Annotated in this window: 10 protein-coding genes; 8 read left to right on the forward strand and 2 right to left on the reverse strand. The window is 40.2% G+C overall.

Annotated features, from left to right (window positions below; genetic code table 11):
* Positions 1-49 precede the first annotated feature (49 nt).
* The 4 genes from murB to ABWU87_RS06135 all read left to right on the forward strand — a co-directional run bounded on the left by murB (position 50) and on the right by ABWU87_RS06135 (position 3013).
* Entirely contained in the window at positions 50-1066 is a 1017-nt protein-coding gene (murB, locus tag ABWU87_RS06120) for a UDP-N-acetylmuramate dehydrogenase (protein WP_434533910.1), read from the forward strand.
* A gap of 4 nt (positions 1067-1070) precedes the next feature.
* The gene (locus ABWU87_RS06125; protein ID WP_353334105.1) at positions 1071-1829 is read left to right on the forward strand and encodes an MBL fold metallo-hydrolase; all 759 of its coding nucleotides are present in this window, start codon (positions 1071-1073) and stop codon (positions 1827-1829) included.
* A gap of 76 nt (positions 1830-1905) precedes the next feature.
* Positions 1906-2406 (forward strand): hypothetical protein, encoded by a 501-nt coding sequence (locus ABWU87_RS06130; RefSeq protein ID WP_353334106.1) that lies wholly within the window; start codon positions 1906-1908, stop codon positions 2404-2406.
* 181 nt (positions 2407-2587) lie between these two features.
* Entirely contained in the window at positions 2588-3013 is a 426-nt protein-coding gene (locus tag ABWU87_RS06135; protein ID WP_353334107.1) for a hypothetical protein, read from the forward strand.
* 159 nt (positions 3014-3172) lie between these two features.
* On the opposite strand, the gene ABWU87_RS06140 is transcribed toward ABWU87_RS06135, so the two are convergent.
* Positions 3173-4126 (reverse strand): NAD-dependent epimerase/dehydratase family protein, encoded by a 954-nt coding sequence (locus ABWU87_RS06140; protein WP_353334108.1) that lies wholly within the window; start codon positions 4124-4126, stop codon positions 3173-3175.
* A 176-nt stretch (positions 4127-4302) separates the two neighbouring features.
* Between ABWU87_RS06140 and kbl the strand changes: the two genes are divergently transcribed.
* Together kbl and ABWU87_RS06150 are read left to right on the forward strand one after the other, a co-directional pair.
* Entirely contained in the window at positions 4303-5490 is a 1188-nt protein-coding gene (kbl, locus tag ABWU87_RS06145) for a glycine C-acetyltransferase (protein ID WP_353334109.1), read from the forward strand.
* Between the two features lie 4 nt (positions 5491-5494).
* Positions 5495-6250 carry a lysophospholipid acyltransferase family protein gene (locus tag ABWU87_RS06150; RefSeq protein ID WP_353334110.1) on the forward strand — a complete coding sequence of 252 codons (756 nt, stop codon included), beginning with the start codon at positions 5495-5497 and terminating at the stop codon, positions 6248-6250.
* 176 nt (positions 6251-6426) lie between these two features.
* Here ABWU87_RS06150 and ABWU87_RS06155 read toward each other — a convergent pair whose 3' ends face one another.
* Entirely contained in the window at positions 6427-7191 is a 765-nt protein-coding gene (locus ABWU87_RS06155) for a DUF4369 domain-containing protein (protein WP_353334111.1), read from the reverse strand.
* 398 nt (positions 7192-7589) lie between these two features.
* Between ABWU87_RS06155 and ABWU87_RS06160 the strand changes: the two genes are divergently transcribed.
* Together ABWU87_RS06160 and ABWU87_RS06165 are read left to right on the forward strand one after the other, a co-directional pair.
* On the forward strand, positions 7590-9755 hold the full coding sequence (locus tag ABWU87_RS06160) for a S46 family peptidase (protein WP_353334112.1): 2166 nt from the start codon (positions 7590-7592) through the stop codon (positions 9753-9755).
* A gap of 16 nt (positions 9756-9771) precedes the next feature.
* Positions 9772-11934 carry a S46 family peptidase gene (locus tag ABWU87_RS06165; protein ID WP_353334113.1) on the forward strand — a complete coding sequence of 721 codons (2163 nt, stop codon included), beginning with the start codon at positions 9772-9774 and terminating at the stop codon, positions 11932-11934.
* Positions 11935-12261 lie beyond the last annotated feature (327 nt).

Consider the following 12261-nt stretch of genomic DNA (forward strand, 5'->3'; position numbering starts at 1 on the left):
ATGAGGTGTAATCTGATTTTTGTATATTTGCCTACAAATAAAAAGCAAAATGATTACAATAAAAAAAGAATATTCTCTACTACCCCATAATACCTTCGGACTGGATGTTAAAGCTGACACCTTTATAGAATACACCACAGTCGATGATCTAAAACAAATTCTGGCAGACAAAGAAGCATTAGGAAGCTCCTATCTGCACATTGGAAGCGGTAGCAACCTACTGTTTATGACCGATTATAAAGGTACCATCCTTCATTCAGGCATTAAAGGTATTGAAGTCATTGAAAATAACAGTGACCATGTACTGGTTAAAGCTGGAGCCGGAGTGGAATGGGACGATTTTGTTGCTCATTGCGTATCTCATGAATGGGGTGGAGCTGAAAATCTTTCACTAATTCCCGGAGAAGTGGGTGCCAGTGCTGTACAAAACATCGGAGCATACGGTGTTGAAGCTAAAGACCTGATTACTCAGGTGGAAGCCATTGAGATTGCAACCGGAAAAGAACGGATATTTACTAACGAAGAGTGTAATTACGCTTATAGACAAAGTATATTCAAATCGGAACTGAAGGGTAAATACATGATAACTTATGTAACTTACAAATTAAGTAAGCACCCTGTTTTCAATCTGGAATATGGAAATATTAAGTCTGAACTGGCAAAATATAAAGAAATATCACTGATAACAATACGAGAAGCAATTATTGCTATCCGTAATAGCAAATTACCAGATCCAAAAATTGAAGGAAATGCCGGAAGCTTCTTCATGAACCCAATTATCCCACGTACACACTTCCTAGAACTGCAGAAAAAATTCCCTGATATTCCTCATTACGAAATTGATGAAGATCATGTAAAAGTTCCTGCAGGATGGATGATTGACAAGTGTGGATGGAAAGGAAAAAACCTGGGACACGCCGGAGTACATAGCAAACAAGCTCTGGTTCTCGTTAACAAAGGTGGTGCCACCGGCAGCGAGATCGTTGCACTGGCCCGCGAAATACAAGCTTCGGTGAAGAATACATTTAATATCGACATACATCCAGAAGTGATTTTTATTTTATAAACTCATGGAAATTACTATCTTAGGAAGCGGCACATCAACAGGGGTTCCAGAAGTGGGTTGCACCTGTCCGGTTTGTACTTCTTCAGACCCACACGACAACAGACTCAGAGCTTCTGCCCTGGTTCAAACCAAAGGGGTAAATATTTTAATTGATTGCGGCCCCGACTTCAGAGAGCAGATGCTTCATTATAAATACGCACGCATTGATGGTGTGCTTATTACTCACGAGCACTATGATCACGTAGGAGGAATTGACGATCTGCGGCCATTTTGCCGTTTCGGAGAAGTTCCGCTTTATACAGAAGAATTCACAGCTAACCGATTACGTACCCGCTTGCCATATTGCTTTGCTGAACATAAATATCCAGGTATACCACAAATTTCAATTACCAACGTCAAATCGGATGAACCTTTCTGTATAAAAGAGGTTGAGATACACCCGATCCGTGTCTATCACGGCAAGTTCCCTATTCTTGGATACCGGATTGGAAAAATGGCCTACATTACTGATATGCTCACTATGCCAGACGAAGAGTACAAAAAATTGAAGGGGCTGGATTGTCTGATTATGAATGCATTAAGAGAAGAACCACATATTACGCATCAAAACCTGGAACAGGCCATCGAGAACGCCCGCCGCATCGGCGCAAAGCAAACCTGGTTTATACATATGAGTCATCACATGGGATTACATGCTGAAGTCGAAAAAAATCTTCCGGAAAACATGTATTTTGCATATGATAGACTTGTGATTAAACCTTGAGCACTTTTTTACGTCAAAAGAATATAAGTTTTGATCAGGACTATATTTCTTTTGTATAACTAAAAAAGACGTAAAAATGAAAACAAAGTTATTTATGGTATTGACCATCATCATGATGGGAGTATGCACTTCACTACAAGCTCAAAATCAACAGAAAAAAGAGCGTACATTTCCTGGCGAAAGAATGATAAAAGAGCTAAATCTGTCCGACAAACAGGTTGCTGACCTCAAAAAAGCCGATTCGGATATTACGGTTCAGATGAAGGCTATTCGCGATCAAAGAGAGAACTCCAGAAAAGAAATGAAGGAATCACTCGAAAAAATCAAGGATTCAAGAAGAGAAATGTTCAAAAAGAGCCTGACAACCGAACAGTATATTAAATTTCTTGAACTGGAAGTTGACAGACTGCAGAAAATGGTCGGCAAAAGAGCGCATATGCAACAAAGAATGCAAATGCAACACAGGTTTAATGCACGCCAACTTAAAGAGGTAAAAGAATCAGCTCCAAAACAAGAAAAAGCCGCCGGTACTGAAAATCAGAACAAGGTAGAAAAAAAGGGAACGGTTAAAAAATAGATCAACCTCCTGCTATGGCAATAGCTCTTCTATAAAGAGTTACGAAAAAGTAAAATCTATCAGCACTCGCTAAAAATTAATCTGAAAACAATTAAACCATGAACTTATTTTTATGTCAAAACGGTATATCTATAGCCGAAGTTATAATCAGTTCTATTGTTTAATTTAAAATTTGAAGTATATGAAAACAAAATTCTATTTAATGCTGGCTTTTCTGCTGACAAGTGTATGTGTATCATTACATGCTCAGGATCAACCAAGGAAAGCTCAGGTATTTCCCGGTGAAAAAATGATCAAAGAGCTTAAACTGACCGACCAACAGGTGGCTGATCTTAAAAAAGGTGATGCAGACATAAGAACTCAGATGCAATCCCTTCGCGATCAGAATCTGCCAAGAGAAGAGAGAAGAGCAGCTATGGAGAAACTGAGAACCTCACGTGATGAAATGATTAAGAAAATTCTGACCGCAGAGCAATACAAGGCTTACGTTGAAATGAGGCAAAAACAGGAAAATAGAAGACAAATGCAAGGGAGACCTGACGGACCAAGAAATGACGGTGGGTTTGGGCCTGGCAATGGAGGTGGCTTACGTCCTGATGGTGAATAAGAATAAGCACTATCTGCATGTAATATATAAGAAGAGGGAGAATATCAATTAAAGATTTCTCCCTCTTTTATTTTGTCTCATCTGAAAAGCAAATCAAAAAAATCCTATCATTAGAATATTTATTCTTCTTTTCAGACTAGATTTTTTGTTGCTCTTAAATTAAATATTTCTAGCTCTTAATTTTTCAATCATGTCAATAGTCATAGTCGATAAATCGTACTGAGGTTTCCAGTCCCATTCTTCGCGTGCACAAGTGTCATCCAGACTATCTGGCCAGCTATCGGCAATAGATTGTTTCAATGGATCTACATTATATTCCATTTCAAAAGATGGAATGTGTTTCTTGATTTCTGCAAAAATCTGTTCCGGAGAGAAGCTCATGGCAGCAATATTGAATGCATTGCGATGTACAAGTCTGGAAGCATCAGCCTCCATCAAAGAAATAGCAGCATTCAACGCATCGGGCATATACATCATATCCATCAAAGTACCTTCTTTAATAGGGCAGATGAATTTTTCACCCTTTACTGCCGAATAATAGATATCCACAGCATAATCGGTCGTTCCTCCTCCCGGAGGTGTTACGTTGGAGATAATCCCAGGGAAACGAACTGCGCGAGTATCTACTCCGTATTTGTGAAAATAATAATCGCTCACAAGCTCTGTAGTTACTTTCGTAACTCCGTACATCGTTGTTGGACGTTGAACAGTATCTTGAGGAGTTTTAACGTGAGGAGTTGAAGGTCCGAAAGAACCAATTGAGCTGGGGGTGAAAACGGCACAGTTGTGTTCGCGAGCAATTTCAAGAATATTAAGCAATCCGTTAATACCAATATTCCACGCAAGCATGGGTTTGCTTTCTGCCACTACAGAAAGAAGTGCTGCAAGATTATAGATTGTATCAATCTTGTATTTTTCCACAACCGCTGAAATCATTTCTTTGTCAGTTACATCAGCTAACTCGGCTGGTCCTGAATCACGCAACTCCCCCTGAGGTGGAGCACTTGCAATATAACCTGCAACCACATGTTCATTTCCATACCGTTTTCGTAACTCCATCGTGAGTTCAGACCCGATTTGTCCGGTGGCACCCACTACCAAAATGTTCTTCATTGTGTTTATTATTTAAATTTGTTAGAATTGGACTGCAAAATAAATATATTTTTTTAATAACTAGAACAAAAAGATTGTTTATTCAAAAAAAATAATGATTTTTGTATCGTAAATCACTAAGACCATAAATGGTGGCCTAAAAAAACATACAAAAGTAACTTTTTTAAAAACAAATCATGTACAACAAAATGAAAGATTACCTCAGTAATACAATTACTGAGATTAAAGAGGCAGGACTCTACAAAGAAGAAAGATTAATTGAGAGTGCACAGCAAGCTGCAATTAACGTTAACGGAAAAGAAGTACTCAACTTTTGTGCAAACAACTACCTGGGATTATCAAATAATCCACGATTAATCGAGGCTGCAAAAGAGATGATGGACAAGCGCGGATATGGGATGTCTTCAGTGCGTTTCATCTGCGGAACTCAAGACATTCACAAAGAGCTGGAAGCTGCTATCTCAGAATATTTCCAGACAGAAGACACCATTCTTTATGCTGCTTGCTTTGATGCCAACGGTGGTGTATTCGAACCTTTGTTCGGTCAAGAAGACGCAATCATCTCCGACTCATTGAACCATGCATCTATCATCGATGGTGTAAGACTCTGCAAGGCAAAACGCTATCGCTATGCCAACGCAGACATGGCTGATCTGGAAAGATGCCTAATTGAAGCACAGGAACAACGTTTCCGCATCATTGTTACTGATGGTGTGTTCTCTATGGACGGAAATGTAGCTCCAATGGACAAGATTTGCGAACTAGCCGAGAAATATGACGCTCTGGTTATGGTGGACGAATGCCACTCTGCAGGTGTGGTTGGTAAAACAGGACATGGTGTTAACGAACAATTCAACACTTACGGCCATATTGATATTCTAACAGGAACTTTAGGTAAAGCATTTGGTGGAGCGATTGGTGGATTTACAACTGGTCGCAAAGAGATTATCGACATTCTTCGTCAACGCTCACGTCCTTATCTTTTCTCTAACTCTATTCCACCAGCAGTTATTGGTGCCAGTCTTGAAGTTTTCAAGATGTTGAAAGAGAGCAACTCTCTACACGATAAACTGGTTGAAAATGTTACTTATTTCCGCACTAAGATGATGGAAGCAGGATTCGATATCAAGCCAACTCAGAGTGCCATTTGTGCAGTAATGCTTTACGATGCTAAGTTGTCACAGCAATATGCTGCCAAGTTACAGGAAGAAGGTATTTACGTAACAGGATTCTATTACCCGGTTGTTCCAAAAGATCAGGCCAGAATACGCGTTCAACTCTCTGCCGGTCACGACAAAGAGCATCTTGACAGATGTATCGCAGCTTTCATTAAAGTTGGAAAAGAATTAGGTGTATTGAAATAATCGCATGAAAATCTTATATTATATCTACCAAATTTGCGTTGCACTTCCCATACTTCTGGTATTGACAATCCTTACCGCGCTGACCACAACTGTGGGATGCACATTGGGGAGTGCCCATTTTTGGGGGTATCATCCTGGTAAAATCTGGTCAAAGTTGATCTGTTTTTTTCTTTTAATCCGCGTTGAAGTCAAAGGACGTGAGAATTTGAGAGAAAAAACTTCATATGTCTTTGTTGCCAACCATCAAGGATCATTTGATATATTCCTTATATATGGTTATCTGGGAAGAAATTTTAAGTGGATGATGAAAAAAGGGATTCGCAAGATTCTTTTTGTAGGAAAAGCCTGTGAAGAGGCTGGTCATATCTTCGTTGACAGAAGTGGTCCTAAAAAGGTACTGGAAACAATTAGAAAAGCGAAAGCCAGTCTTACCGAAGGGACTTCCGTTGTTGTTTTTCCGGAAGGTTCACGAAGCTTTACCGGCCACATGGGATATTTCAAAAAAGGAGCATTTCAGTTGGCTGATGACTTGCAGCTAGCTGTGGTTCCTCTAACCATTGACGGTTCATTTGAGATTCTTCCCCGAACAGGTAAATGGATTCATCCTCATAAAATGACACTCACGATTCACAAACCAATTCCTCCAAAAGGAAAAGGGTTAATAAATATCCAGGAAACACTGGAGGAATCATATCAGGTAATTGAAAGTGCTCTCCCTGAAAAACATAAAGGGATGGTAATCAATCCGGATCAGGATTAAGAGTCTGTTTAAATCTCCAAATATAATTTGTACAGATTCATTTGCTCTAAAATATTTTTGTTTGCTAAGGCCTTATATGAGAAAAATAACAGGCATATCACCGCTTGGCAATATGTTGAATATAGGAAAACAAAATAAAGAAAGAGCAAAAGTAAACAGTCTCAAAGATTTAAAAATTAGTTTGCAGAAGCAGCAGGCCTTGATACCATCGAAGCCTGCTGTTCTGCATTATGCTGCATAATTTGATACTCTTGAATTGATTGCATATTCTCATGCGCCTTTGTTACATATTCTTTAATCAAAGGATTATTTTTAAAGCAATTAGGCGAACTCTTAACAATATCTTCCATAGCAGGTGTCATCAACGGATAAGGGAAATTACTGCACATCATCATAAAAACACCCGGTCCTAAAACATTCTCGTAGTTTTCGCAAATAAACGACTTGACATAGGCATTCATTTCTGTCATCAGTTTGTCGCTCTCTTTGGCCATCTGTTTCTTGATCACTTCAGGATCTACTCCGTCGAGAATCATCTTTGCTTCTTTTCTTCCCAACTCTTCAACTCTCGTATCCATCGACGCTTTTTTGTCAACAAAAGCATATAATTTATCATTCAACGGAGTACCCTTTACAGTCAGTTTAGTATTAGAAATCGAAATTTCGATATTCCCTCCCTCAAGTACCATAGGCATTATGTTCTCATCATCCATGAACAGAGATACCAACTGAACAGAATCCAGACTTCCTTTCATTGAGAACTCTCCATGAATAACCTCAGCCGAATCAACAGTTACCCACTGTCCATTATGAGATGTTTTAAGATAGAGCATCTTTCCATCCAGACTTGACACAGAAGAAACACCTGTTACTTTATAGCTCTTACTGCAAGAAGTCAATGCCAAAATAAAAAGAATCAAAGAAGAGTAGAACTTAATCATATTCTGTCTAAATATTTAAAACCTTTGTTATTTATTAGTGTGGCAAATGTAACACCAATAATTTAGTCGAAGAAACATTTTATTATAATTTAAAACTTTTGTCGATATAATTCTTTCTCCCAATCTGAAAATTAACTCAAAAATGGATTCGTTTACTCCATTTACACATTCTGTAATAGAACATTAAAAGCTAATATCTGAAATTTTTCAAAATAAATAATTCTCGTCCTTAATTAGTAAAAAGATTCTTCCCAGACATTTCATTACAATAAAAAATCAGGAGAAAAAATAATGAAATATAAAATTCTCTATTTCGCATCAAGTTGTGAAATAGATTAAAGAATGTATAAATATTAATTATATCTTTGCAAAAATATCAATGACTAAATATTAATTGCATGAATAAATTAAAGACTACTCTGTTCGCACTGATAGTGCTGACATTTGTATCTGCAAGAGCAGATGAAGGTATGTGGCTTCTACAGTTAATGAAGGAACAACATTCCATTGACATGATGAAGAAGCAAGGCTTGCAATTGGAAGCCGACGATTTGTACAATCCAAACGGAGTTTCACTGAAAGATGCTGTAGGCATTTTCGGAGGAGGCTGTACAGGTGAGATTATTTCTTCTGAAGGGCTGATATTGACTAATCACCATTGTGGATATGGCGCCATTCAGCAACACAGTTCGGTGGAACACGATTACCTGACTGACGGATTCTGGGCTAAAAGTCGCAAGGAAGAGATTCCAACTCCGGGACTGGCATTCACTTTCATCGAAAGAATTGAAGACATTACAGACATCGTAAATGCAAAAATCAAAGCTGGCGAAGTTACCGCAATTAATGCTTTGACTTCAGACTTCCTTGATAAACTGGCCGGAGAACTGCTGAATAAAAGCGACTTGAAGGGAAAACCGGGAATAAGCGCTCAGGCTCTGCCATTTTACGCAGGCAACAAGTTCTATCTTCTATATAAGAAAAGATACAGCGACGTACGCATGGTAGCCGCTCCCCCCTCTTCCATCGGTAAGTTTGGCGGTGAAACTGATAACTGGATGTGGCCTCGTCATACCGGCGACTTCTCCATGTTCCGTATTTATGCAAATGCAAACGGCGAGCCTGCTGAATACAGTCCAAACAATGTTCCGTTAAAATGCAAAAAACATTTAGCAATCTCCCTGAAAGGAATTGAAGAAGGAGATTACGCCATGATTATGGGCTTTCCGGGAAGCACTTCACGTTACCTAACCGCATCGGAAGTAAAGGAACGAATGGATTCCCAGAACGAACCAAGAATCCGAATAAGAGGGGTACGCCAGGATGTTTTAAAAGATGAAATGAACAAGAGCGACAAAGTACGTATTCAATATGCTACTAAATATGCACAATCTAGCAACTACTGGAAGAATTCTATCGGAATGAATAAGGCGATTATCGATAACAAGGTAATTGAAACTAAAATTGCTCAGGAAAAAAGATTCCAGGAATTTGCCAAAGCAAAAGGCAACCAGGAATACATGGCTGTAGTTAAGAGCATTGATGATGCTGTGGAAAAATCTTCTGCATTTAATTATCAGTGGACCTGCTTCCGTGAGGTTTTCTTCAGTGGAATTGAATTCGGTGCACCTTACCAATTGTGCGATGCTTTGAAGGAAGCACTTGATAAAAAGGACAAGGCACAGATTGATTCAAACATCGAAAAAATGAAGCAGGTGTTTGACCAAATTCACAATAAAGATTACGATCATGAGGTAGACCGCAAAGTGGCGAAAGCTCTCCTGCCTTTGTACGCAGAAATGATTCCGGCCAATCAGCGTCCATCTATCTATTCTTTCATAGAGAAAGAGTTCAAAGGCGATTACAACAAATTTGTAGATGCTTGCTACAACAATTCCATATTTGCAAGCAAGGCCAATTTCGACCAGTTCATCAAGAACCCGAATAAAAAGGCTTTGGAGAAGGATTTGATGATTAAATTCGTTCGTTCTAAATACGAAAAGTATCAAACACTGCTCGACCAACGTTCTCAGTTGATGGAGCCGTTCACACTGCTTCACAAGATCTACGTACGTGGTTTATGCGAAATGAAGGAACCGGTTCCATCTTATCCGGATGCCAATTTCACCATTCGCCTTACTTACGGAAACGTAAAATCGTACGACCCAAAAGACGGGGTACACTATAAATACTTCACAACCATGAAAGGTATCATGGAAAAAGAAGACCCCAACAACCGTGAGTTCATTGTTCCTGCTAAACTGAAAGAACTATATAACAATAAAGACTTCGGACGTTATGCCATGAAGAACGGTGAAATGCCGGTTTGCTTCCTTTCTACCAACGACATTACAGGAGGTAACTCCGGTAGTCCGGTTATCAATGGTAAAGGCGAACTTATAGGCTGTGCCTTCGACGGAAACTGGGAATCATTAAGCGGTGACATCAATTTCGATAACGATCTGCAGAGATGTATCTGTGTGGACATCCGCTATGTGCTGTTCATCATCGAAAAAATGGGTAACAGCAAACACCTGATTGACGAAATGACAATTCTTGAATAAGAACAATTACTATTTTATGAAGAAATTATTATTGGCAATATCCGCATTCTTTACCTTTATGGGCAGTCATGCCCATGAGGGGATGTGGATGCTGCCCGATTTGAAAGAGCAGAATGCAGCTGCCATGTACGAACTGGGATTACTGATTCCAGTTGATTCAGTTTATAACCCCAATGGCATCAGCATTAAGGATGCTGTGGTACACTTTGGTGGTGGCTGTACTGGCGAGATTATCTCATCCGAAGGATTGGTACTGACCAATCATCACTGCGGATATAGCTACATTCAGCAGCACAGTTCCGTAGAGCATGACTACCTGACCGACGGATTCTGGGCAATGAACCGCCAACAGGAACTCCCTTGCAAAGGACTGACTGTGACATTTATTGATAAAATCCTTGATGTGACGCCTTATGTACAGGATTGCCTGAAGAAAGACGAAGACCCGGAAGGAATCAATTACCTGTCTCCCAAATACCTGGAAACAGTAGCCAAGCGATTTGCAGAGGAGAACAAGATTGAGCAGACACCCTCAACCACTCTGGAACTAAAGGCTTTCTACGGAGGAAACAAATATTACCTCTTCGTGAAGACCGTATATAAGGATATCCGCATGGTTGGGGCACCTCCCTCTTCTATCGGCAAGTTTGGTGCTGATACGGACAACTGGATGTGGCCCCGCCAAACAGGCGACTTCTCCATCTTCCGCATCTATGCCGACAAAGATGGAAAATCGGCTGAATATTCGCAGGATAATGTTCCGTTGAAAGTGAAGAAACACTTCACACTTAACATCAGCGGAGTGAAAGAGGGCGACTTTACCGTTACTATGGGATTCCCGGGGCGCAACTGGCGATACATGATTTCAGACGAAGTGGAAGAGCGTATGCAGACAACCAACTTTGCCCGCGACACCATCCGCGGTATCCGTCAGGCGGCAATGATGGAAGAGATGCAGAAAGACCCGGCCGTACGTATTCAGTATGCCAGCAAATATGCCTCTTCGGCCAACTACTGGAAAAATGCCATCGGCATGAACGAAGGGTTGCTTCGTCTTAAAGTGCTCGACACCAAGAAGGAACAGCAAGAGAAGCTTCTGGCTTACGGACGTGCGCACAATGATAATTCTTATCAGCAAGCCTTCGACCAGATACGCGATATCGTTGCCAAAAGAAGAGATGCAACCTATCACCAGCAAATTCTACTGGAGGCTCTTTCAACCGGAACCGAATTTTCTAAAGTTCCTTCTGTTTCAGCTCTGCTCGAAGCCCTGAAAAAGAAAGACCAGACAGCAATCGAGACAGAAAAAGAGGCTTTGAAGAAAGCTGCGGAGAACTATTTCAATAAGGACTACAGTCCCGCGGTAGACAGAAAAGTATCGAAAGAGATGTTGAAAGTCTATGCCGCGTTGATTCCTCAAGGAAAAAGAATCTCCATCTTCAATGCCATCGAAAATCAGTTCAAAGGAAACACTGCTGCTTTTGTTGATGCATGTTTCAACAACTCCATCTTCGGCTCGAAGGAGAATTTCGATAAATTCATCAACAAGCCCGGCATCAATAAGTTGGAAAAAGACTTGATGGTACAATACAGCCTCTCGGTTGCAGAAGGGCTGAAGCAAACAGCCAATGAAATGAAGGAGATGGACAAATCCTACTCGGCAGCTCATAAAACATGGGTGAAAGGAATGATGGAACTGAGAAAATCAGAAGGATTGGCCATCTATCCCGATGCAAACTCTACACTGCGACTAACCTACGGACAGGTACTTCCTTACGAACCTGCCGACGGTATTGTGTACAACTACTATACCACACTGAAAGGGGTAATGCAGAAAGAGGACCCAAACAACTGGGAGTTCGTGGTACCTGCCAAACTGAAGGAACTCTACGAAAAGAAGGACTTTGGGCGCTATGCGATGAAGAACGGAGAGATGCCCGTCTGCTTTATAACCAATACCGATAACACCGGCGGAAACTCAGGAAGTCCGGTATTCAATGGCAAAGGAGAACTGATTGGCACCGCGTTCGACCGCAACTATGAGGGATTGACTGGCGATATCGCTTTCCGCCCCTCTTCACAAAGAGCTGCCGTGGTTGATATCCGATACACACTTTTCATCATCGATAAGTTTGCCGGAGCATCGCATCTAATTAAAGAGATGACCATCAAGGAATGACCTGAATCATCCAAATAAGAATAGGGCATCTTTTTCGAGATTTCCATTTTTGAAATTCTAAAAGAGATGCTCATAATGAAAAGCCCCTTATTTTACTCTATTCAATCCAAGAAAGAGTCAAAATAAGGGGCTTTTTATATCCATCTATCCAACGAACTCAAGATTCCTCACCCACTTGACATCTTTTATTATTGCTATCTGATAAACCTACTTAACTAATTGATTGATAGATATGTTTTGGATAGTAAGCCCCGCTTACTAGAAAACGGCATAACAAATTGTAAATTAATAGATTAGATACTATTCTAAAAAAATTTACCTGACAAG

The organism is Bacteroides sedimenti (assembly GCF_040365225.1).
GTDB lineage: Bacteria > Bacteroidota > Bacteroidia > Bacteroidales > Bacteroidaceae > Bacteroides > Bacteroides sedimenti.